This is a genomic window from Mitsuaria sp. BK037 (assembly GCF_014193045.1).
GTDB lineage: Bacteria > Pseudomonadota > Gammaproteobacteria > Burkholderiales > Burkholderiaceae_C > Roseateles.
Window position 1 is genome coordinate 609,782 of record NZ_JACHYS010000003.1, and the last position, 22,674, is coordinate 632,455.

Annotated in this window: 17 protein-coding genes; 8 read left to right on the forward strand and 9 right to left on the reverse strand. The window is 70.0% G+C overall.

Annotation, left to right across the window (positions count from 1 at the left end):
• Positions 1–83 precede the first annotated feature (83 nt).
• The gene (locus tag FHT37_RS19525) at positions 84–995 is read left to right on the forward strand and encodes a LysR family transcriptional regulator (protein ID WP_183483754.1); all 912 of its coding nucleotides are present in this window, start codon (positions 84–86) and stop codon (positions 993–995) included.
• Positions 996–998: 3 nt separating this feature from the next.
• On the opposite strand, the gene FHT37_RS19530 is transcribed toward FHT37_RS19525, so the two are convergent.
• On the reverse strand, positions 999–1,928 hold the full coding sequence (locus FHT37_RS19530; protein ID WP_183483756.1) for an alpha/beta fold hydrolase: 930 nt from the start codon (positions 1,926–1,928) through the stop codon (positions 999–1,001).
• A 145-nt stretch (positions 1,929–2,073) separates the two neighbouring features.
• On the opposite strand from FHT37_RS19530, the gene FHT37_RS19535 reads away from it, so the two are divergent.
• Positions 2,074–2,991 (forward strand): LysR family transcriptional regulator, encoded by a 918-nt coding sequence (locus tag FHT37_RS19535; RefSeq protein WP_183483758.1) that lies wholly within the window; start codon positions 2,074–2,076, stop codon positions 2,989–2,991.
• On the opposite strand, the gene FHT37_RS19540 is transcribed toward FHT37_RS19535, so the two are convergent.
• The gene (locus FHT37_RS19540) at positions 2,924–3,418 is read right to left on the reverse strand and encodes a Cd(II)/Pb(II)-responsive transcriptional regulator (RefSeq protein ID WP_091730107.1); all 495 of its coding nucleotides are present in this window, start codon (positions 3,416–3,418) and stop codon (positions 2,924–2,926) included. The two genes, FHT37_RS19535 and FHT37_RS19540, sit on opposite strands and share 68 nt — an antisense overlap.
• A 258-nt stretch (positions 3,419–3,676) precedes the next feature.
• On the opposite strand from FHT37_RS19540, the gene FHT37_RS19545 reads away from it, so the two are divergent.
• A complete protein-coding gene (locus tag FHT37_RS19545; RefSeq protein ID WP_255489841.1) occupies positions 3,677–5,851 on the forward strand; it encodes a cation-translocating P-type ATPase in 2,175 nt (724 codons plus the stop codon).
• Between the two features lie 267 nt (positions 5,852–6,118).
• Entirely contained in the window at positions 6,119–7,660 is a 1,542-nt protein-coding gene (locus FHT37_RS19550; protein WP_091730114.1) for a peptide MFS transporter, read from the forward strand.
• Positions 7,661–7,724: 64 nt separating this feature from the next.
• On the opposite strand, the gene FHT37_RS19555 is transcribed toward FHT37_RS19550, so the two are convergent.
• A complete protein-coding gene (locus FHT37_RS19555; protein ID WP_183483762.1) occupies positions 7,725–8,429 on the reverse strand; it encodes a hypothetical protein in 705 nt (234 codons plus the stop codon).
• Between the two features lie 176 nt (positions 8,430–8,605).
• Between FHT37_RS19555 and FHT37_RS19560 the strand changes: the two genes are divergently transcribed.
• On the forward strand, positions 8,606–8,962 hold the full coding sequence (locus FHT37_RS19560; RefSeq protein WP_141225396.1) for a hypothetical protein: 357 nt from the start codon (positions 8,606–8,608) through the stop codon (positions 8,960–8,962).
• Positions 8,963–8,978: 16 nt separating this feature from the next.
• Here FHT37_RS19560 and FHT37_RS19565 read toward each other — a convergent pair whose 3' ends face one another.
• Positions 8,979–9,875, reverse strand: a complete 897-nt coding sequence (locus FHT37_RS19565; RefSeq protein ID WP_091730121.1) for a hypothetical protein — start codon at positions 9,873–9,875, stop codon at positions 8,979–8,981.
• A gap of 380 nt (positions 9,876–10,255) precedes the next feature.
• Between FHT37_RS19565 and FHT37_RS19570 the strand changes: the two genes are divergently transcribed.
• Genes FHT37_RS19570 through FHT37_RS19580 form a run of 3 tightly spaced genes read left to right on the forward strand, consistent with a single transcriptional unit; the run spans position 10,256 to position 16,200 of the window.
• Positions 10,256–11,449 (forward strand): efflux RND transporter periplasmic adaptor subunit, encoded by a 1,194-nt coding sequence (locus FHT37_RS19570; protein WP_183483764.1) that lies wholly within the window; start codon positions 10,256–10,258, stop codon positions 11,447–11,449.
• Between the two features lie 18 nt (positions 11,450–11,467).
• Positions 11,468–14,764 (forward strand): efflux RND transporter permease subunit, encoded by a 3,297-nt coding sequence (locus FHT37_RS19575; RefSeq protein WP_183483766.1) that lies wholly within the window; start codon positions 11,468–11,470, stop codon positions 14,762–14,764.
• Positions 14,761–16,200, forward strand: a complete 1,440-nt coding sequence (locus tag FHT37_RS19580) for an efflux transporter outer membrane subunit (RefSeq protein ID WP_183483768.1) — start codon at positions 14,761–14,763, stop codon at positions 16,198–16,200. The genes FHT37_RS19575 and FHT37_RS19580 overlap by 4 nt, the downstream gene beginning before the upstream one ends.
• A gap of 91 nt (positions 16,201–16,291) precedes the next feature.
• Here the strand turns inward: FHT37_RS19580 and FHT37_RS19585 are convergent, their stop codons facing one another.
• The 5 genes from FHT37_RS19585 to FHT37_RS19605 form a co-directional block, all read right to left on the reverse strand.
• Complete coding sequence (locus FHT37_RS19585; RefSeq protein WP_221211166.1) at positions 16,292–18,448, reverse strand: alpha/beta hydrolase domain-containing protein; 2,157 nt, start codon at positions 18,446–18,448, stop codon at positions 16,292–16,294.
• 95 nt (positions 18,449–18,543) lie between these two features.
• Positions 18,544–19,356 carry a LytTR family DNA-binding domain-containing protein gene (locus FHT37_RS19590; protein ID WP_183483769.1) on the reverse strand — a complete coding sequence of 271 codons (813 nt, stop codon included), beginning with the start codon at positions 19,354–19,356 and terminating at the stop codon, positions 18,544–18,546.
• A gap of 66 nt (positions 19,357–19,422) precedes the next feature.
• Positions 19,423–20,562, reverse strand: coding sequence for a sensor histidine kinase (locus FHT37_RS19595; protein WP_183483771.1), 1,140 nt, complete (start codon positions 20,560–20,562; stop codon positions 19,423–19,425).
• 86 nt (positions 20,563–20,648) lie between these two features.
• Positions 20,649–21,404, reverse strand: a complete 756-nt coding sequence (locus tag FHT37_RS19600) for a class II glutamine amidotransferase (protein WP_091730145.1) — start codon at positions 21,402–21,404, stop codon at positions 20,649–20,651.
• A 30-nt stretch (positions 21,405–21,434) separates the two neighbouring features.
• Complete coding sequence (locus FHT37_RS19605; protein WP_183483776.1) at positions 21,435–22,673, reverse strand: geranylgeranyl reductase family protein; 1,239 nt, start codon at positions 22,671–22,673, stop codon at positions 21,435–21,437.
• Position 22,674 lies beyond the last annotated feature (1 nt).

A 22,674-nucleotide genomic window follows, 5' to 3' on the forward strand; every position in this document is an offset into this window, starting at 1 on the left:
TGTTTGATGGTCGCCAGTCTGGAAGCGATGGCCGGCCAGTTGAGCCGGGTGGCGGTCGAAGCTTTTTCAAAGAAAATCGAACGATGACCCGGATCACCGACCTCGAACTGCTGGTGCGCATCGCCGATCTCGGCAACCTCACGGCGGCGGCCAAGGCGCTGGACTGGTCGCCGGCCGCGGCCAGCGCGGCGCTCAAGCGGATGGAGGAGCAGCTCGGTTTTCCGCTGTTCGTGCGCAGCACGCGCAGCCTGCGGCTGTCGGGCGAGGGCCAGCGCTACCTGCCGCATGCGCGGGCGGCGCTGCGCGCCCTGACCGACGGGCGGGACGAGGCGCTCGCCGGACGCGAGGCGCTCAGCGGCGTGCTGCACCTGACCGTGCCCTCGGACCTGGGCCGTCATGTGCTGCTGCCGTGGCTGGAGCAGTTCCAGGAGCGCCATCCGGCGCTGACGCTGCGCCTGCAGATCGGCGACCCGCTGACCGACCTGCTGCGCCGGCCGGTCGACGCCGCCGTGCGCTACGGGCCGCCGGCCGGCAACGCGCAGGTCGCGCTGCCGCTGCTGCCCGATTGCCGCCGCGTGCTCGTCGCCGCGCCGCACTACCTGGCGCTGCACGGCCTGCCGACCTCGCCCGAGGACATGGCGCGCCACGAGGCGCTGCGCTACCTGCGCGCGGGCGAAGTGCCTACGCATTGGCCGGTGTCGATCGCCGGCGAGCCGGTGAACCTGCCGCTGGTCGGCCGGCGCGTCGCCGACGACGGCGAGGTGGTCAAGCGCTGGGCGCTCGCCGGGCTGGGCATCGCCTACAAGTCGTGGCCGGACGTGGCCCAGGAACTCGCCAGCGGGCAGCTCGTCCACGTCCATCCGCACTGGCGCGGCGACCCGTCGCCGCTGCATCTCGTCGTGCCGGGTCGCGCGCAGCTGTCGCCGGCCCTGCGGCAGCTGCGGGATGAACTGCGCCGGCGGCTGGAGGAGTTCGCGCGCTCGATGCCGCGCTGAGGCTCAGCCGAAGGTCGCGCGGATCTCGGCCGCCACCCGCGGCGCATGCTCGTCCAGCACGAAGTGCCCACCTTCCAGCCAGACCAGCTTCGCGTCCGGCAGGTCCTTCAGGTAGGCCCGCGCGCCGGCCGGGACGAAGATCGGATCGTGCTGGCCCCAGACGATCAGCGTCTTCGGGCGATGCCGGCGGAAGGCGGCCTGCCATTCGGGGTAGAGCGCCACGTTGGTCCGGTAGTTCTCCAGCAGGTCGAGGTGGGCCTCCTGCATGCCGGGGCGGTCCAGCAGCGCCTGGTCGATGAGCCAGTGGTCCGGGTCGATGCGCGCCGGGTCTTGCGCGCCGACCAGCCAGTGCCACTTCGTTCCCTCCAGGCTGATGAGGTGGCGCGCCGGCGCTTCGGTCGCCGGGGTGCGGCCGGCCCACAGCGGCTGCAGCACCGACTTGGCCTCGTCGCCCACGCCATCCAGGTAGGCGTTGGCGTTCTGGATGATGAAGCCGGTCACCTGCTCCGGGCGCTGCTGGAACAGACGGAAGCCGATCGGGCCGCCGTAGTCCTGCATGTAGAGCGTGTAGGCCTTCAGTCCCAGCATGTCCACCAGGCCGGCGACATGCGCCGCCAGCTGGTCGAAGCTGTAGTCGAAGTCCTCGGGCGAGGGCGCGTCCGAATGGCCGAAGCCGATGTAGTCGGGCGCGATCACGTGGAAACGGTCCGCCAGCAGCGGGATCAGCGGGTTGAACATGCGGCTGCTGGTCGGCAGGCCATGCAGCAGGAGCAGCGTGGGGGCGGCGGGGTCGCCGGCCTCGCGATAGAAGACCTGGCGGCCCAGCACGGTGGCGTGGCGGTGGAAGACCGCGGCGGCCGGGGCAGCGAAGGCTCCGGCGGCCGGGTTGGAGGCTTGTGCGGGGACGTGAGCGGGGACGTGGGCGGTGCTCATGACGGTTCCTGGCGCCGTTCCCGGGGTCGGCGACCCGCGTCGGAAGGCATGGCGCCAGTCTCTTGCTTCCCGGATTTCACGGGAAGCCGCTAGGATCGGGAGCAAGCCTCTCGAAATCCGGGAGGGTTGTCGCACGCTGGACCCGATGGATCGATTCGATGCAATGGCGATGCTGATCGCCGCGGTGGAAGCCGGCAGCCTGTCGAAGGCGAGCCGTCGCCTCGGGCTGCCGCTGGCGACCCTCAGCCGCAAGGTGGCCGACCTCGAGAAGCACCTGCGCGCGGCGCTGCTGATCCGGTCGGCCAAGGGGCTGGAGCTGACCGACGCGGGCCGGGCCTATGTGGAAGCAGCCAAGGCCATTCTGGAGCAGCTCGACGAGGCCGAGCGCGCCGCCGCCGGCGAATACACCGAGCCCCGAGGCGACCTGATCGTCACCGCGCCGGTGATGTTCGGCCGCCTGCACCTGCTGCCGACGGTGACCGGCTTCCTGGAGGCCTATCCGGACGTCGCGGTGGACCTGAAGCTCACCGACCGCATCACCCGTTTCCTGGACGACCAGATCGATGTCGCGCTGCGCATCGGCGCCCTGCCCGACAGCGGCCTGATCGCGACGCGGGTCGGCGAGGTCCGGCATGTGGTCTGCGCGGCGCCGGATTACCTTGCCACGCACGGCGCGCCGGCCACGCCGGACGAACTGGCGCGGCATCGCGTGATTTCGTTCGAGAGCGTGTCCACCGGCGGTGTCTGGCCGTTCCGCCAGGACGGGGTGGCGCGCACTGGCGCCTTCCGATCTCGGCTGAGCGTCAACACCATCGATGCCGCGCTCGACGCCGGTCGCGCGGGCGCAGGGCTGGTGCGGGCGCTGTCCTACCAGGTGAACGAGGACGTCCGCGCGGGGCGGCTGCGGCTGGTGCTCGAGGACTTCGAAGCCGCGCCTCGGCCGGTGCACCTGGTCTATGCGCCGCAGGGCCGCCTGCCCCTGAAGCTGCGAGCCTTCATCGATTTCGCGGTGCCGCGCCTGCGGGACCGGCTGACGCGGGCCGCGCTGCCGCTGGCGCCTTGAGGTCCGGGTGGCAGGCGCAGGCCTCGCCGTGCGCTGCCGACACGAGTTCCTCAAGGATGCCGCAGGCGTGGTGGTCATGGTCGGCGTCACAGCGCTTCTGCAGCGCGACCAGCTGGGCCTCCAGCGCCTGCATGCTCTTGAGCCGGGCGCGGACCTTGCCGAGCTGCGAGGCGACCAGCGCATCCACCTGCACCAGGGCCTCGGGGTCGCGGCTGCCCAGGCTGTCGAGCAGCAGCGCGACGTCCGCCAGCGACATGTCCAGCGCGCGGCAGTGCCGGATGAAGGCGAGCCGCTCCAGATGGGCATGGGCGTAGTCGCGATAGCCGTTCTCGCTGCGCGCGGGCGGCGGCAGCAGGCCGCTCTTCTCGTAGAAGCGGATGGTTTCGATGTCCACGCCGGTGGACTTGCTCAGTTCGCCGATTCGCATGCCGGGCAGGATAGCCGCTTGACCTTGGAGCGGCTACAGACTATCCAATCCACCCCCATGGCACATCAGGAACACGATCACCGTCCCGCCGCGCCCGAGCCCGCGGCGGCGTCCTGCGGCGGCTGCTGCGGTCACCCGGCGCCCGCGCCCGCGAGCCAGACCCGTCAGGGCCACGATCAAGGACGCGGGGACGGACATGCTCACGCGCATGACCACGGACACAACCACGGTCATAGCCACGACCACGACCACGACGACATGGCCGTCGAGCCCGCGCCGCGGGTCTCGGCCGAGGCCCTGGCCGGGACGACACGGCAGCGCTACTTCATCGCCGGCATGGATTGCCCGACCGAGGAGGGCCTGCTGCGCAAGCAGCTGCAGGGCAAGGACGGCGTGGTCGCCCTGGAGTTCGACCTGATCAATCGCCTGCTCGACGTCCACCACCGCCTGCCCGACGACGCCCCGCTGCGCGCGGCGATCTCGGCCGCCGGCATGAGCGCCGAGGCCGTCGACACCGCCGCAGCGCCACCCGCGCCGCCGCCGGCGATCTCGACCGGGCTGCGCTGGCGCATGGCGCTGGCGGGCGTGGCCGCGATCGCGGCGGAGTCGCTGGCCTTCGCCGGCTTCGACGAATCCGGCCCGCTGGTGATCGCGCTGGCGATGGCGACCATGCTGCTCGGCGGCCTGCCGACGCTGCGCAAGGGCTGGATCGCGCTCAAGAGCGTGACGCTCAACATCCACCTGCTGATGAGCCTGGCGGTGATCGGCGCCATCGTGCTGGGCCAGTGGCCCGAGGCGGCGATGGTGGTGTGGCTGTTCGGCCTGTCCGAGATGATGGAGAGCCTCAGCCTGGCCCGCGCCCGCGACGCGATCCGCGCGCTGACGCAACTGGCGCCGGAGACCGCGCAGGTCCAGGGCGAGGACGGACGCTGGACCACCGTCCCGGCGGCGCAGGTGGCGATCGGCGCGCGGGTGCGCGTGCCGCCGGGCGAGCGGGTGCCGCTGGACGGCCGGCTGCTCAGCGGCCGCTCCAGCCTGAACGAGGCCGCGCTGACCGGCGAGGCCATGCCCGTCGACAAGGCCCCCGGCGACACGCTGCTGGCCGGCAGCATCAACGGCGACGGCCTGCTGGAGATGGCGGTGACGGCGGACAAGGGCCACACGCTGCTCGACCGCATGGCCGCGGCCGTGCAGCAGGCGCAGTCGCAGCGCGCGCCGACGCAGGCCTTCATCGACCGCTTCGCCCGCGTCTACACCCCGGCGGTGGTGCTGGTGGCGGTCGCGCTGGCGGTGCTGCCGCCGCTGCTGGGCCTGGGCGCCTGGGGCGACTGGGTCTACAAGGGCCTGGTGCTGCTGGTGATCGCCTGCCCGTGCGCGCTGGTGATCTCGACGCCGGTCACCGTGGTCAGCGGCCTGGCCGCGGCCGCCCGGCGCGGGATCCTGATCAAGGGCGGGCTGTACCTCGAGCGCGCCCGGCAGTTGAAGACCCTGGCCTTCGACAAGACCGGCACGCTGACCGAAGGCCGGCCGCAGCTGGCGGCGGTGCAGCCGCTGTACCCGTCGGTGAGCGTCGACCAGGCGCTGCACCTGGCCGCGCGGCTCGACGCCGGCAGCGCGCATCCGCTGGCGCAGGCCATCGTCGCGGCCCATGCGCAGCGGCTGGGCACGGCGCTGGAGCCGGTCGAGCATCTGCGCAACCTGCCCGGCCTGGGCCTGACCGCGCAGCTGGAGGGGCAGGACTTTGCCCTTGGCAACGAGCGGCTGGCCGAGCAGCGCGGCGCCGTCGACGACGAGGCGCGATCGGCGGCCCGTTCGCTGCAGGCGCAGGGCCACACGCTGGTCTGGCTGATGCGCGGCCCGCAGACGCTGGCGCTGCTGGCGCTGTCGGACACGCCACGGCCCGAGGCCGCCGAGGTGCTGCGCACGCTGCGCGCTCGCGGCCTGGCGCTGACGATGCTCAGCGGGGACCAGCGTGCCAGCGCGGTGGCGATGGCGGGCCGGCTCGGCCTGCCGGAGGACGCGGTGCGCGCGCCGCTGCTGCCGCAGGACAAGCTCGACGCGATCGCGCGGATGGCCGATGAACAGGGGCCGGTCGCGATGATCGGCGACGGCGTCAACGACGCGCCGGCGCTCGCGCGTGCGGACATCGCCATCGCCATGGGCGCCGCCGGCAGCGCGACCGCGCTGGAGACGGCCGACATCGCGCTGATGCAGGACGATTTGCGCAAGCTGCCGGAGCTGATCGGCCTGTCCGAGCGGGTGGCGACCGTGCTCAAGCAGAACATCGTCGTGGCGCTGGGCTTGAAGGCGATCGTGGCGGCGCTCACGCTGGCGGGCATCGGCTCGTTGTGGCTGGCGGTGCTGGCCGACGCGGGCGCGAGCCTGCTGGTGGTGCTCAACGGCCTGCGTCTGCTGCGCGAGGAGCGCCCCTGAGCCGTCGACGCGGCGTGAACCGGCCATGGACGCCGTGCGAGGGCGCTGGGGAAGGTCCGCGCGACCTAGGGTGAGCCCTAATCCCGAGGCGGCGGTTGAAGCTGACCTTTCGCTGACAATGGCGCGCCTGCCGCTGGCGGGCCCCAAGGGATCGACCGGTCCGGGGCCTGGACCAGCGGCAAACGCGTTCTGATCCCTGGAACGCGGTTTCCCGTGACCCGGAGCGCCGGGTCATCGATCCCTCAGCGATCCATCACGGAGCGTCGTTTGAACACAATTCAAACTCCCGGAGCGCGGCAGACCATCCTCGGCCAGCCCAACAGCCTGTTCGTCCTGTTCTTCACCGAGATGTGGGAACGGTTCTCCTACTACGGCATGCGGGCGCTGCTCGTGCTGTACCTGATCTCGGCCACGACCAAGGGCGGCTGGGGCTGGACCCGCGAGGAAGCCACCAGCCTCTACGGCTGGTACACGATGCTGGTCTACCTGACGCCCATCATCGGCGGCTACATCGCGGACCGCATGCTGGGCACGCGGCGCTCGGTGGTGCTGGGCGGCTTCATCATCGCGGCCGGCCACATCGCGCTGTTCTTCGACACCAAGGCGACCTTCTACGTCGGCCTGGGGCTGGTGATCCTGGGCACGGGCCTGTTCAAGCCGAACATCTCGGCGATCGTGGGCCAGCTGTACTCGAAGGACAACGAGGGCCAGCGCGACGGCGGCTACACGCTGTTCTACATGGGCGTGAACGCGGGCGCGTTCTTCGGCATCTCGCTGTGCGGCTACATCGGCGAGAAGATCGGCTGGCACTACGGCTTCGGCCTGGCGGCGATCTTCATGATCCTGGGCGCGCTGCAGTTCTGGTTCGGCCAGGGCATCTTCGGCGACATCGGCGGCGCGCCAAGCAAGGACGCGCCGATGGTGGACGCGAGCGAGCCGCTGGACGACACGCCGGCGCACATCGTGCGTGACCGCCTGATCGCGATCGGCGTGTTCTCGTTCTTCACGATCTTCTTCTGGTTCGCCTTCGAGCAGGCCGGCGGATCGATGACCATCTTCGCGGCGGACTACACCGACCGCGCGCTGGTGGGCACCAGCGGGCTGGTGTTCAAGATCGTCAATTCGCTGATGACGCTGATCCCGGTGGCGATCCTGAGCTGGCTGCTGGTCAAGCTTTCCCGCAGCACCGAAGGCAAGTACGCGCTGTCCAACGGCCTGCTGGTGGTGGCGCTGGCGCTGATCTGGGGGCTGTCGTTGTGGATGCTGGGGCGCGAGTTCCAGATGGAGCAATCGGAGATTCCGGCCACCTGGTTCGGGGTGCTGAACTCCTTCTTCCTGGTGATCCTGGCGCCGATGTTCAGCAAGATGTGGGAGCGTCACTGGAACCCGAGCGGTCCGGTGAAGTTCGGCGTCGGCCTGGTGCTGCTGGGCCTGGGCTTCGCGGCGCTGTCGTATGGCGCGTCGGGCATTCCGGCGGGCGCGAAGACGGCGCAGGTCAGCATGATCTTCCTGACGCTGGCCTACCTGCTGCACACGATGGGCGAGCTGTGCCTGTCGCCGGTGGGACTGTCCTACATCTCGAAGCTGGCGCCGGCGCGGCTGCTGGGCCTGATGTTCGGCGTCTGGTTCGTCAACGCGGCGATCGCCAACAAGATCGCGGGCGCCACGGGCTCCTACATCGACGCGATCTCGTCGACCTATTCGATGTCGACCTTCTTCCTGATCTTCACCATCATCCCGGCCGCCGCCGGCGTGCTGCTGATGCTGCTGAGCCCGTGGATGAAGAAGCTGATGCACGGGGTGCATTGAGCGCCACCCTTGCGAACCCGGATGGGTTCGCCCCCTCGAAGAACCCGGGCTTGCCCGGGTTTTTTTATTGAAGGCGGCCCGTTCCCTGGGAGAGAGCCGCGGCGAGTTCTTGCTGGATGACGCGGACGTTGCGGAGGTCTTCCTCGTTCAGCAGCGCCCTGACCTTGCCTGCACATTGGTCCCAGTACTCGTTGCCTTCGGGGGCGGCAAGGGCGACCACCTGCAGATAGGCATAGGAACGAGGTAAGTCCTTGGCCACCTGCTCGCCGGACTGCAACTTCATGGCGAGTGCTTGCAACGCCTCCAAGGAGCCTGCGCGAACCGCAAGTTCCAAACCCTTCATCGCGTCTTCGATCAACGCGGGGCGTCGCGGGTCGCCGTCGGGAAGTCGATCCGCGGTATTCAGCGCAGCGAAAGCGGCAATCCAATAGCCGCCTCGAGCGGCGATCCGCATCCAGTTTTCCTTGTGTTCCGGAGTCCAATTCTTCGGGGCCATGGCGCCCTGCTGGTCGAAGCTGGAAATCACTGCCCAAGGCCCACGACGCTCGGTGAATTGAGCGAACGAATACATCGTGTATGCGGCTTTGGCATCGCCTTCGCTGCTTTGCGTGATGAGCGCTTCCAGAAATGGGGCCGCCGCAAACGGATCCTCCAAACGGACACGCCGCTCGTGTGCTGCCTCCGATTCAAAGCCGATCCAATCGGCCCAAGGAGCGGCGTATTCCGAAGTCCGGACGTCGGTCGCGGTAGAAATCTTCCGATTGGCCATGTAGCGATTTTGGAGGCGGTAACACTGACTTATCTCAGTGGGCAAATTGACCAATGAAAGTAATGGTTCTCGCGTCGGCCTCCCGGTAGAACGAGAAGTGCGAGCCAGTATCTGAACCAGCCAGCCAATGGCCGTTTCAACGGTCCCTCCCTCTTGCAACCGAAGGAGATACTGGCTTGTTCGCCTTTCATCATTCCCGCGCCGCATTCAATTCGCTGATCCTGCTCCTGGGAAGCGAGCATGCGTTCGGCCAAAGCCCTCGTCTCGAGCCGGCATGCCACGAAGAGCGCTTGGCGATGGATTCCATCAAGGCCGAAATTCTCGCGTATCAACTAGGAGCAACTTCAGAAGTTCCTGGCAGTGAAATCATGGCCGTGTCCTATTGGGGGCACATTGGAGGAAGCACGAGACAAGCGAAATCTATCGCACGGCGAAGTATCTTTGGCCACTCGGGCAAGTTTACGCAATCAGGAAGAGGGTGGAAATTCACTTCATGGGCCGCGGCGATGCGCTCAGAGTCACCCTCGCTTTGACATTCCAAGGCCCGCGTCAGCGGGCCTTGTTGCTTTCGAGCGCTTTCGCCAGACGCTCCTGCATGGAACGCGCGAACTCGATGTCGATAGGGCGGAGGCCGGGCCGAATCTTCTCGGCCTGCTCTGAGAGGAATGAGTCCCCGGTCGCCGCCGCTGCGACCTGCAGGTAGGCAAAGGACTTTCGCAGGTCCTGCTGCACCAGTCTTCCGTCGGAATGCACCCGTGCCAGGGCCAGGATGCACTCGAGGCAACCGCGCCTGGCCGCATAGTCCAACGACAACACCGCATCCGAGATCGTGTCCGCGCGATGCGGATCCGAGGCGGCCATGAACTCGGCCTCCTGGAGCATGCTCATCGGCGGGGACGGGTCCCCGCTGAACACGGCCTGCCGCCGCCAAGCCCGCCGCTGTTCCCTGGTCCAGCTCTTCGGGACAGAGCAATCAAGCCGCACATATCCAGGCGGTAGCTGGGCGTCGCCACGATGGGCATCACAGTATTCGGCCAGGTCATGCAGCCGCAGCGCCGCTTCAGGCTCTTGCCTCGACGCGCGCTCCAGGAGGTCGCGCAGGTTGTCGACGGCGGTGAAGGGATCGCTTCGCAGTTGCCTGGCCCCTCGTTGGTCGTCCGTCTCGAGCTGCAGGAGTTGCGGCCATGCGGCGGGGAACTCGATGCTCGTCGCGGAGGGGCCGCTCGCGGCCGACACCGGCCGCGCCGTCGACGTCGGCGGCAATTTGGCGACCCTCGGCGCCGCAGAGGGCGCGACGCTGCTCGCTACGAGATCTGGGATCTTCACGCTTGCGCTGATGACGCGTTCTTCCTGGTCCAGCCAAGCCCAACCGAGTGCCCCTGTCAGCAAGGCGACCACCACGCCGGCCGTCGTCTTCGCGAGCGCCCATCTTTTCGTTTGCGTCATTTGCTTCCTTCGTTCAGCCGTCGTATTCGACCGACCAGTCGGTGACGCGTTCTCCCGGTTCGAACTCGCCCCCAAAAAGCCACACCCGCTTCGAACGCGCCGCGCTTCAATCCCTGGCAGGCGCGCTCCTCCTTCGGGCGTCCCGACCGCCCATTTTCAGAGGGAGTCCGGCGTCCTTGCCTAATCCTCCTGACGTTTTCCGGCATCCGTCCCGACGAGACTTGCGCACAACCTTGCCCAGGCAGTCAATGACGTCCTGACAAGGCCTGAGCTTCAGGGACAGGTATTGCCCTCGGCACTTTGCGGTCATTCACCGACCGCTTACATTCCGCCGCACGCTGCGGTGCAACAGATGCCGCGGGCGTTTTCGGGAGTGATGCATGGTCGGACCGTCTTTCCATCGCAATGCCGTCGCTGGCGCCTTCGTGGCGCTGCTGCTGACCGCCTGCGGACAACAACAGGATCAACAACAACAGCATGGCGGTCCCCCGCCCGTGACGGTCGCCCCGGCGATCGCGCGCGAAGTCCAGGACTTCGATGAATTCACTGCGCGCCTGGAAGCGCCCGACACCGTGGAGATCCGCGCCCGCGTCGCCGGCACGCTCGACAAGGTGCACTTCCGCGAGGGCCAGGTGGTCAAGAAGGGCGAACCGCTCTTCACCATCGACCCCCGGCCCTTCCAGGCCGAGGTCGCCCGCGCCGAGGCCCAGCTCGCCGCCGCGCGCACCGCCGCCGAGCTGTCCAAGTCGGACCTCGGCCGCGCCGAGAAGCTGGTCTCGATCCAGGGCGTCAGCCAGCAGGAGATCGACCAGCTCAAGGCCGCCGTCCGCAACAACGACGCCAACATCCGCGCCGCCGAAGCCGCGGTGACCCGGGCCCGCCTGAACCTGGAGTTCACCCAGGTCCGCGCCCCGGTCACCGGCCGCAGCTCGCGCGCCAACGTCACGCCCGGCAACCTGGTCAACGTGGGTGAGCCCGTGCTCACGACCGTCGTCTCCAGCGACAAGGTCTATGCCTACTTCGACGCCAGCGAGGCGACCTTCCTGAAGTACGCCGCCGCCGCCCGCGCCGGTGGCGCCAAGCGCGAGCAGGCCAGCAAGGTCCACCTGGGCCTGGCCAACGAGCAGGGCTACCCGCATGAAGGCCGCATGGACTTCGTCGACAACCGCCTGAACCCGGCCACCGCCACCATCCGCGGCCGCGCCGTCTTCGACAACAAGGACGGCGCCTTCACGCCGGGCTTGTTCGCCCGCGTCAAGCTCGAAGGCACCGGCAGCTACACCGCGACGCTGATCCCCGACCGCGCCATCGGCACCGACCAGGCCAACAAGGTCGTGATGGTGGTCGGCGCCAACAACATCGTGGCGCCCCGGCCGGTGGTCGTCGGCGCCCAGTTCGACGGCTACCGCGCGGTGCAGGGCATCAAGCCCGGCGAGCTGGTGATCATCGACGGCCTCCAGCATGCGATGCCCGGCGCGCCGGTCACGCCGCAGCAGGCCAAGCTCGACGACAAGGGCCGCGCGGTCGCCCCGCCGCAAGGCGCCGCTCCCGCCGCCCCGGCCGCGTCGAAGTAACCCGGCGCGAGGTCGTTCATGGATATCTCCCGCTTCTTCATCGAGCGGCCGCGCTTCGCGTCGGTCCTCTCGATCTTCATCTTCCTGGTGGGCCTGCTGGCGATCTTCCGGCTGCCCATCTCCGAGTACCCCGAGGTCGCGCCGCCGCAGGTCGTCGTGCGCGCCCAGTTCCCCGGCGCCAACCCGCGCGTGATCTCCGAGACGGTCGCCACGCCGCTCGAGGAACAGATCAACGGCCTGGAAAACGTCCTGTACTTCGACAGCCAGGCCACCGCCGACGGCGGCATGACGCTGACGGTGACCTTCAAGATCGGCACCAATCCGGAAGCCGCGGAGACGGCGGTGCAGAACCGCATCAACCGCGCGCTGCCGCGCCTGCCCGACATCGTCCGGCAGATCGGCGTGACGACCGAGAAGTCCAGCCCCAACCTGACCATGGTGGTGCACATGGTCAGCCCGGACAACTCGCGCGACGCGCTGTACCTGCGCAACTACGCGCAGCTGCAGGTGCGCGACGAGCTGCTGCGCGTGCAGGGCATGGGCTCGGTGCAGGTCTTCGGCTCGGGCGACTACGCGATGCGCATCTGGCTGGATCCGGCCAAGCTCGCCGGCCGCGGCCTCACCGCCACCGACGTCACCAACGCGATCCGTGAGCAGAACACGCAGGTCGCGGCCGGTGTGGTCGGCGCGCCGCCGGCACCCAAGGGCACCGACTTCCAGCTGCAGATCAACACGCAGGGCCGCCTGGTCACCGAGGAAGAGTTCGCCGACGTCATCATCCGCACCGACACCGCCACCGGCGGCCTGGTGCGCGTGCGCGACGTGGGCCGCGTCGAGATGGGCCCCGGCACCTACGCGCTGCGCAGCCTGCTGAACAACAAGGAAGCGGTCGGCATCGGCATCTTCCAGGCCCCGCAGTCCAACGCGCTGAACATCTCCAAGGACGTGCGCGCGACGATGGAGCGGCTCAAGGCCAACTTCCCGGCCGGCGTCAGCTACGACATCGTCTACGACCCGACGCGCTTCGTCGCCACCTCCATCGAGAAGGTCATCCACACCCTGATCGAGGCGGTGCTGCTGGTCGTGCTGGTGGTGATCATCTTCCTGCAGACCTGGCGCGCGTCGATCATCCCGCTGCTGGCCGTGCCGGTGTCCATCGTGGGCACCTTCGCGGTCCTGCTGCTGCTGGGCTACTCGATCAACACGCTGACGCTGTTCGGCCTGGTGCTGGCCATCGGTATCGTCGTCGACGACGCGATCGTGGTGGTCGAGAACGTCGAGCGCAACCTGGAGGACGGGCTCACGCCGCATGCGGCCACCGTGAAGGCGATGCAGGAGGTCTCCGGGCCCATCATCGCGATCGCGCTGGTGCTGTGCGCGGTGTTCATCCCGCTGACCTTCGTCCCAGGCCTGTCGGGCCAGTTCTATCGCCAGTTCGCGGTCACGATCGCGATCTCGACGGTGATCTCGGCGTTCAACTCGCTGACCCTGTCGCCCGCGATGGCGGCCTTGCTGCTGCGTCCGCACGACGCGCCCAAGGACCCCATCATGAAGGTGATGGACAAGCTGTTCGGCCGGTTCTTCCACTGGTTCAACTGCTTCTTCCAGCGCCGCAGCGAGGGCTACAGCCGCGGCGTCACCGGCATCCTGCGCCGCAAGTCGGCCGCGCTGATCGTCTACGCCGTGCTGCTGGGGCTGACGGCGCTGCTGTTCACGCGCATCCCGTCGGGCTTCGTGCCGGCGCCGGACAAGCAGTACCTGATCGGCATCGCGCAGCTGCCGGCCGGCGCCACGCTGGACCGCACCGACGAGGTGATCCGCCGCATGAGCGACATCGCGCTGAAGGTGCCGGGCATCCGGGATTCGATCGCCTTCCCGGGACTGTCGATCGCGGGCTTCTCGGCCGCGCCCAACGAAGGCATCGTGTTCTTCGGCCTGGACGACTTCGAGAAGCGCACCTCGGCCGACCTGTCCAAGGACGCGATCCTGGGCAAGGTCAACGGCGCGATCCAGCAGATCCAGGGCGCGCGCATGTTCGTCGTGCCGCCGCCGGCGGTGGACGGCCTGGGCAACGCGGGCGGCTTCAAGGTGCAGGTGCAGGACCGCAACGGCCTGGGCGAACAGGCGCTCTACGGCGCCGTCTGGGGCACGCTGGGGCCGATCTACGGCGACCAGAAGAGCGGCATCGGCACGCCCTTCTCGACCTACGACATCAACGTCCCGCAGCTGTTCGCCCACGTCGACCGGACCAAGGCCAAGCAGATGGGCGTGAGGCTGCAGGACATCTACGACACGCTGCAGATCAACCTGGGCTCGCTGTACGTCAACGACTTCAGCCGCTTCGGCAAGACCTACCAGGTCATCGTGCAGGCGGACGCGCCCTTCCGCGCCAATGCCAGCGCGATCACCGACCTGAAGACGCGCAACGAGCGCAACGAGATGGTGCCGCTGGGCGCGCTGATGAACGTCGATCCGACCTTCGGCCCGACGCGCGTGACGCGCTACAACGGCTTCCCGAGCGCCGACATCAACGGCGCCGCGAAGCCGGGCTTCTCCAGCGGCCAGGCCGAGGCGGAGATGGAACAGCGGCTGAAGAACCTGCCGCGCGGCATGACCTACGAGTGGACCGAGCTGACCTACCAGGACCGGCTCACCCGCGACATCAAGGCCGGCAGCTTCTCCATCCCGACGATGGCGGCGGTGCTGGCGATCTCGGTGCTGCTGGTGGTGCTGGTGCTGGCGGCGCAGTACGAAAGCTGGACGCTGCCGCTGGCCATCATCCTGATCGTGCCGATGTGCATCCTGTCGGCGCTGTTCGGGGTCTGGCTGTCGCACTTCCCGCCCTTCATGCAGGCGGGGGACCTCAACATCTTCACGCAGGTGGCGCTGGTGGTGCTGGTGGGCCTGGCCTGCAAGAACGCGATCCTGATCGTCGAGTTCGCCAAGGAGCTCGAGGAGCGCGGTGAGTCCATGGTCGACGCCGTGATCCATGCCTGCCGCATGCGTCTGCGCCCGATCCTGATGACCTCGATCGCGTTCTGCGCCGGCGTGATCCCGCTGATCCTGGGCTCGGGCGCGGGCAGTGAAATGCGCCGCGCGATGGGCATCGCGGTGTTCTCGGGCATGGTGGGTGTGACGCTGTTCGGCATCTTCCTGACGCCGGTCTTCTACTCGCTGCTGCGCAAGGGCACGGAGAAGCAGCGCGCCCATGCGGTGGAGCTGCGTCATCAGATCGATGCCGCCGCGCACCCGTTCCACCCGGGCGTCGACGACGCCGACCCGCCCAAGGGCACTTCGCCGAAGGGGCACGCATGATGTTCTTCCGAGTCTCTCTGATGGCCGCCGCGGCGGCCGCCACGGTCGCGCTGACCGGGTGCTCGACGGCGCCGGCGCCGAAGAAGTCCGAGGTGCCGCTGGCGTCCGGCTTCGCCAACGCGCCGCAGGGCGATGCCGGCACGCTGGCGCAGGCGCCGGTGGGCCGCTTCTGGCAGGGCTTCAATGACGCCGGGCTGGACGCCCTGGTGCAGCGCGCGCTGCAGGCCAACACCGACCTGCGCGTGGCCTCGGCCAACCTGCGCGAGGCCCGTGCGCTGTCGCGCTTCGCCGATGCGCAGCTGTTCCCGACGGTGGACCTGAACGCCGGCGCGGCGCGGGTGCGGGCGCCGGACTATCAAGGCAACCCGCAGACCAACAACGCGTTCTCGGTCGGCTTCGACGTGCGCTGGGAGGCCGATCTCTTCGGTCGCCTGTCCGACGAACGCCGGGCGGCCGCGGCCGACCTGCTGGCCGGCGAGGCGGGCCTGCGGTCGGCGCAGGTCAGCGTCGCCGCGGAAGTGGCGCGCAACTACTTCGAGCTGCGCGGCCTGCAGGAGCAGCTGCGCGTGGCCCAGCAGTCGCTGGACACGCAGCAGGGCGCGCTGAAGCTGGTGGCTGGCCGCCAGGAGGCGGGCCGGGGCACCGGCTTCGACACCGAGCGCGCCCGTGCGCTGGTCCAGAGCACGGCCGCGACGATCCCGGCGCTGGAGATGGCGCTGGCGCGCACGCGCTATCGCCTGGCGGTGCTGACCGGCCAGCCGCCGACGGCGCTGGACGTGGAACTGTCGGACGTCAAGCCGTTGCCGGGCCTGAAGACGATCGCGCTGGACCGCATCGGCACGCCCGAGGACCTGCTGCGCCGCCGCCCCGACGTGCGCGCGGCCGAGGCGCAGGTGGCGGCCGCGGCGGCGCGCGTGGGCGTGGCGCGTTCGGCGATGTTCCCGCGCGTCACGCTGGGCGGCACGATCGGGCAGAACGCCTCGCGCATCGGCGACCTCAACGATGGGCCGGCCTATGCGTACAACCTGGGCGCGCAGCTCGTGTGGAACCTGCTCGACTTCGGCCGCATCCGCGCGCAGATCGCGGCGGCGGACGCGCGCAACGAAGCGGCCTTCGCCAGCTACGAGCGCACCGTGCTCGCCGCGCTGGAGGAGACCGAGGGCGCGCTGGTGACCTACAACCGCAGCCAGCAGCAGGCGCAGGCGCTGTTCGACGCGGCCGTCTCGGCGGAGCGCGCCGCCAACATCGCGCGGGAGCGCTTCAAGGTCGGCATCAGCGATTTCCTGGCGGTGCTCGACGCCGAGCGGGAACTGCTGACCGCGCGCAACCAGCTGGCGCAGTCGCAGACGGCGGCCGCGACCTCGCTGGTGGGCGTCTACAAGGCGCTGGCCGGCGGCATCGACGGCGAGGCGCCCGCGCAGACGGCGGCTCGCTGAGGGGCCTGACCCCCGGGATCCCTCGCCCCCACCGCTCTCTCGCGCGCTCCCGCGCTGCGGGAGAGGGGCCTCGATGGCTTCGTGAGCGGCCTCACCGCAGCACGTCGCTGGACGCTGCCTCCTTCAACAGCCGCTCACGATCGGCCTTCAGCAGGAAGCCTTGCGCCATCGCGCGGTCCGCGGCCTTCCGCACGGCCGCGACATAACCGGCGTGATCGCCGTAGCGCTCCTCCAGTGACAGGCGCGGATCGCCGTTGGCCTCGCGCTCGGCGCGGGTGCGCGCGAACGGCACGTAGCCGCCAGCGTAGTTGCACACCTGGCCGGCGTGGATACCGTTGGCCGTGATGTTCCAGCCCAGGTAGGTGCCCAGCGGCGCCATCGTCAGCACGGTCGGCACGCCGCCGACCTCGTTGCCGTCGGCGTCGACCCGCGGCACCTTGGCCGGCAGCACGCGGCGGATCGTCGGCGGGATGCGATCCGGCACGCCCGCGGCTTCGACGCGATCGAAGCCCGGCCCCCAGTCGTAATCGAAGACCGGGAACACGAAGTTCCCGGGCCTAAAGACGCTGTCCGGAATACCCGGCACGCCGGGCGGAAAGCCCATGGCCTCGCGCGTCGGATCGACCAGCTCGCCGCGCGCCAGCGTCGGATAACGGCTCGGCGGCGGCGGCGTTCCCTTGAGCACCCAGTCGCGCATCGCCGCGCTCAGCAGGTTGCGCAGCTCGCGATGCGGCACCGGGTTCGGCGCCAGCGTCGCCTGCCCGAACTGGTTGCCTGGACAGCTGAACGGCGTCGCCCCGCCGGCATGCCGGAAGCCGCCCGCCCCGCCGCCATGCGGGCTGCCGGCGACGTAGTAGCGGCGCACGTCCGGCGCCAGCGGGATGTCGACATCGGCCGACGACCCCACCCATTCGAGCGAGAGCTTCAGCGCATAGACCTCGGCCGCGCCGAAATGCTCGAACACCTTGGGGCAGGTCTTGCTGGCGGTGCAACGCGTGAGCAGCCCCTTGGCGGGAAGCTCGCGGACGCGGTCCGGCCAATCGACCCACCATTGGGGGCCCTCGCTGCCCATCTGGTAGAGCTCGAGCACGCCGTCGGGCTGCGCCCAGCGGGCGTTCGCGGCGACGCGGCGGCCCGCGATGATGGCCCAGGCGCCGTCATGGACCTGCCGGCCGGCCTCGTCCTGGTTCAGGCCCATGAAGAGGAACTGCCGCACCATGTTTCCCGATTGGGAGACGCCGCGGATCGCGCTGCCGCGCACCTGGCCGGCGATCGGATTGGGCGTGCCGGCGTCGTCCGCCTTCTCATGGCGGAAGAAGGCGCCGACGTCGCGGAACGCCGCCATGCCGACGCCCAGCACGTAGGCGTTGCCCGCCGTGTAGGTCAGCTGGTAGACGCGGTCCGCCTGGAAGCCGTGGCGCAGGCAAACGTGGATCGGCAGGTTGTCCGGCGCACGCGTGGGATCGATGTCGACCGGCGTGCCGGGGAACGGATGTTCGGCGTCGCAGCGGGCGAAGGCCCAGTCCTTCGGATCGACGGTGCCGGCCGTGGTGACGCGGCCGTCGACGGTCTCCTGCGTGTGTATCGTCAAGGTGGCGCGCGAGGTGTCGAGCGAGACCGGCAGGTAGGGCACCGGGTTGCCCTGCACCAGCAGCGGCTGCGAATCGGCGCCGCGGCGGTTGACGATGCGCGCCATCACCGTGCCGGTCACCGGCGCGCCGTCGATGCGGGCGATGGGCACGCGGACGTAATGGTGACGCGCCGCCTCCGGGCGCCAGCGCGGCACGCCGGTGCTGCCGGCGTTGTCGGCCTGCCAGCCGCTGCGCAGGCCGATGTCGCCCGCGGCCAGCTCGCCGGCCTGCAGCCGGACCTCGCCGCCGCGGTTGGGCACGTCGTGCCACAGGAAGCCGCTCGCGGCCTTGCGGCCGACCGGGCGGGTCAGCACCCAGTTCGTCTCGTAGCGCACCTTGCCGTCCGGGTCCGCGCCCAGGCGCAGGTCGGTGATCACCGCGTTGCGCGGGTCGGCCGGGTCGAGCTCGCCGAAGGCGCGACCGCGCAGCCGTTCGTAGCCGCGCTGCTCGCCGATCAGCGGCGTCACCTCGTCGATGACGATGCGCGTCACGCGCGCCTGCACCGGGGACGCGCCCAAGGCCGCGATCGCCAGCAGCAGGGCGGCGCGCGCGGTGCCGTTTCGGGGATCGCGACCGCGCTCGCGCCGGTCGCGCGAGGACGTGATGCCGTTGCGCATGCGGGTGGGCTCCGTCAGGCCGTGGGCCTCGTGGAAGAAGCCTGCGTTGTACCTCGACGGTGCCCCTCCCGCGCCCCGCCCCGCACGGGCCGGCGTCACTGGCCCTTGAACAGCCCCTGGAACTGCCGCGAGACCGGCAGCTTCTCCGCGCAGCCCTTCAGCGACAGCTGCATCGTGTTCTCGTCGACGCGCGTCGCGCTGGCGATGAAGCGGCTGTTGACCAGCACCGAGCGGTGCACCTGCCAGAACACCGAGGGATCGAGGTCGCTCAGCAGTTCCTTGAGCGCGGTGCGGATCCAGGCTTCGCCGTCGCGGTGGACCACCCGGGTGTAGCGGCTGTCGCTCTGGAAGAACAGGATGTCGTCGGGCGCGATCAACTGGATCTCGCGGCCCTGGCTGGCCTGGATGGGGCGCATCGCGGGGCGCTGGGCCGGCAGCAGCTGGCGCAGCAGCTCGAGCGTCGCGGCCGGCATCGCCGGCAGGGCGGCGCCGGCTTCCGACGCGCCGTCCGCGCCGTCCGTCCCGGCGGCGCCCTGGGCCTGACGCTGGCGCAGGCGCTGCAGGCAGTGCTCCAGGCGGGCGTCCTCCACCGGCTTGAGCACGTAGTCGACCGCGCCGGCCTCGAAGGCCGACAGCGCGTGGTCGCCATAGGCGGTGACGAAGACGACGCGCGGCGGCTCCGCCAGCTGCGCCAGGCGCTGCGCCACCTCCAGGCCCGACATGCCGGGCATCCGGATGTCGAGGAAGCACAGGCGCGGCTCATGTTCCAGGCAGTCGTCCCAGGCGTCGCAGCCGTTGACGCTGGCGGCCACGATCTCCAGCTCCGGCGCCAGTCGTGCCAGCGCGGCGCGCAGCTGCTCGCGCGGGCCTTCCTCGTCGTCCGCGATCAGCGTGCGGATCTTCGTCATGCGTTGTTCTCCCCTCGATGTGTCCATGTCCTGCCGCGAGGCGGGGCGCCGTGTCGCGCGCCGCGCTCAGGCGGTCGGCAGCTCGACCCAGGCCAGGCAGCCGGGCGCCTGGTCCGGCGCGGGCTCCAGGCCGAGCCGGGCCTCGGCGCCGAACTGCGCCTGCAGCCGCTCCCGCGTGTTGGCCAGCCCCAGGCCGTCGCAGGCGCCCGGCGTCAGGCCCTGGCCGCCGTCCTGCACCTCCAGCCGCAGCCGGCCGTCCGCCGCCTTCACCCGCACGGCGATGTGGCCGCCTCTCAGGCTGGGCTCGATGCCGTGCGTGATCGCGTTCTCCGCCAGCGTCAGCAGCGTGCCCGGCGGCAGGCTGGCGCCGGCGATCATGGCGGCCGACCCGGCGTCCGCGTCCAGCGACCAGCTCAGCCGCTGCCCCAGCCGCGCCTGCATGATGTCCAGGTAGCTGCGCACGATCTGCAGTTCCTGCTCGAGCGGCAGCCGGTCCTGCTCGAACATCGGCAGCGTCGCGCGCAGGTAGCGCGTCAGCGAGCGCAGCATCGGGCCGGCGCGGTCGTCGCGGGTGTCGACCCAGTGCTGCAGCGAGGCCAGCGTGTTGAAGAGGAAATGCGGCTGGATCTGCGCCGTCGCCAGCCGCTGCGCCATCGCGATGCGTTCGTCCTGGGCGTCGAGCTCGGCCAGCCGCGCGCCCAGCTGCTGCGTGCGGTACAGCGTCAGGAACCACCAGGACGACACCGTCAGCGTCATGCCGCCGGCGGCGAAGGGCAGCAGGTCGCGCGCCTCGTCGCGGTACCCCAGCTTCACCATCACCAGCGTGATCAGCACCATCAGGATGCTGAGCGCCAGCGTGGCGCCGTTGAAGCGGGTGCGCGTGGGCTGGCGCCACAGCCAGCGTCCGACGCCCAGGCCCAGCGACGCCATCGCCAGGCCGCCGATCAGGATCACGTGCGCCAGGTGGCGCGGCAGCATCGTGTAGAAGACCAGTCCCAGCACCAGCACGTTGCTCATCACGTAGCAGTCGATGCCGCTGGACCAGCCCTTCAGCCCGGAGCGCGCGATCTCGGCCTCGGAGAAGCGGCGGCGCGGGCCGGGGAACAGCCAGTAGGCCCAGTCGAAGCGGACCCCGGCGCCGGCTTCGGCGGCGGGCTTGGCCGGCACGACGGCGGCGGCTTCGGCGGGAGCGCTGGGCGAGGTCATGGGGCGAGTCTAGGCCAGGGGTGCGGGGCAGGCCGCCGGATGCGGCGAATGGCGGTTGGCGGGGACGACTGGCCCGCAGCCTGGGCTCAGCAGAGCGGTTCGCCGCCCAGGAACACCTTCAGCGTGCCGGGCTCGATCGGCACCCAGGCTTCGCCGCGCGTCAGCGGTTCGGTGGCGACGATGGCGATGCGGTCGTCCTCGGTGGTCTTGGCGGACAGGTCGACGCTCAGGTCCTCGTCCTGCAGCGTCACGTGGCCGAAGGGCGGCTGGCGCAGCAGGTAATGCAGCTTGGTCGAGCCGTGGGCCCACAGCGCCTGGCCGTTGGACAGCAGCATGTTGAAGGTGCCGTGGCGGTTGAGCTGGGGCAGCAGCTCGCGCAGCGTGTGGTTCAGTTCCTCGATGGCCGGCATGTTGGCGTGGGCCTTCGCCAGTTCCTGCATCAGCCAGCAGAAGGCCTGCTCGCTGTCGGTCTGTCCGACCGGCTTGAAGGCTGCGTGCAGCCGGGGCGCGAAGCCCTTCAGGTCGCCGTTGTGCGCGAACACCCAGTAGCGGCCCCAGAGCTCGCGCACGAAGGGGTGGGTGTTCTCCAGCGAGACCACGCCCTGCGTGGCCTTGCGGATGTGGGCGATGACGACGTCGCTGCGGATCGGGTAGGTCTTGACCAGCTCGGCCAGCGGCGAGACCCGCGCGCTGTGGTGGTCGACGAAGTGCCGCAGGCCGCGGCCCTCGAAGAAGGCGATGCCGAAGCCGTCCTTGTGCTCATGGGCCCGCGTCGCGAGTCCGGCGAAGCTGAACATGACGTCGGTCGGTCGGCGGGCGTTCATGCCCATCAGCTGGCACATCGCGGTCTCTCCAGGCTCAGGTCGCGGCGCTCATTCGAGGAACAGCCGCGTGATCCCCTTCAGGCTCACCAGGTTGCCGGGGTTGCTGGTCTCGTTGAGCACGCCGCTCATGCGCTGCAGCAGGCGCGGGCTCTTCTTCGCGCGCCAGATCAGCAGGTCGGCCAGCCACGGGAAGCGGTTGACGCGGTTGCCGCGCTCGTAGAGGTCGTACTTGGGCTGCAGCGCGCGCAGGCCCTGCTCGTACTGGGTGCGGACCTTGGCGTCGAAGCCGTCGACACCGGTGCCGTGGGCCAGGATCGCCTCGGCGGCGAGCAGGCCGGTCTCCATCGCCTTGCCGATGCCTTCGCCGGTGAAGGAGTAGGTCGAGCCCGCCGCCTCGCCGGTCACCAGCAGGCCGGGACGGGTCCAGCGCGCGCCCTTGAGCGTGCAGCGCAGCGGTGCGCCCTTGAGTTCGCCGATCAGCTCGCCCTCGGCCATCAGGCGCTTGGCGGGCGGGTAATGCGCGACGAAGGCGTCGAAGATGGCGCGCAGGTTGACGTCCTTCTTCTGGCCCTTGCCGGCCAGGTCCTGATGGCTGTCGGTGACGCCCACGCCGATGTTGAAGCTGCCGTCGGGCGCCGGGAAGATCCAGCCGTAGCCCGGCTGCACCGGCTTGCACCAGACGACCTCGAGCGCCTTGATCTCGCCGACCATCGATGGCGCGCGGACATAACCGCGCAGCGCGACGCCGCTGGGCGTGTGGCGCTCGCACATGCCAGCGGCCGTCAGCGCCTTGGGCACGGCGCCGGTGGCCAGGATGACCCAGTCGGCGGCGATCTCGTGCGGCTGGCCCTCGATCGAGAAGCGGGCGCCGCGCACCCGGCCCTGGGCGTCCTCGAGCGCCGCCTCGAAGCGCGCCGGCGCCAGGAAGCGCGCGCCGGCCTCCTGCGCGCCGAGGTTGAGGAGCTCGTCGAGCTGCCGGCGCGGCAGCACCGCGAGGTGGCCGGGGACGTCGATGCGGCCGCCGCGCGGTCCGACGCAGCCCACGTGCGCCGAGCGCTGCGCCTTGGCCATCACCCGGTCCAGCAGGCCCAGGCGCTCGAGCGCCTGGTGCGCGTCGGGGATCAGGCCGTCGCCGCAGACCTTGTCGCGGCCCAGCGGCTGCTGGTCGGCGAACACCACGTCCACGCCCGCCCGGGCCAGCCAGCGCGCCGCGGCGCTGCCGGCGGGGCCGGCGCCGATGATGAGGACCTGGCACCGCGACGGCGGCGTGGAAGAGGTGTCGGACATA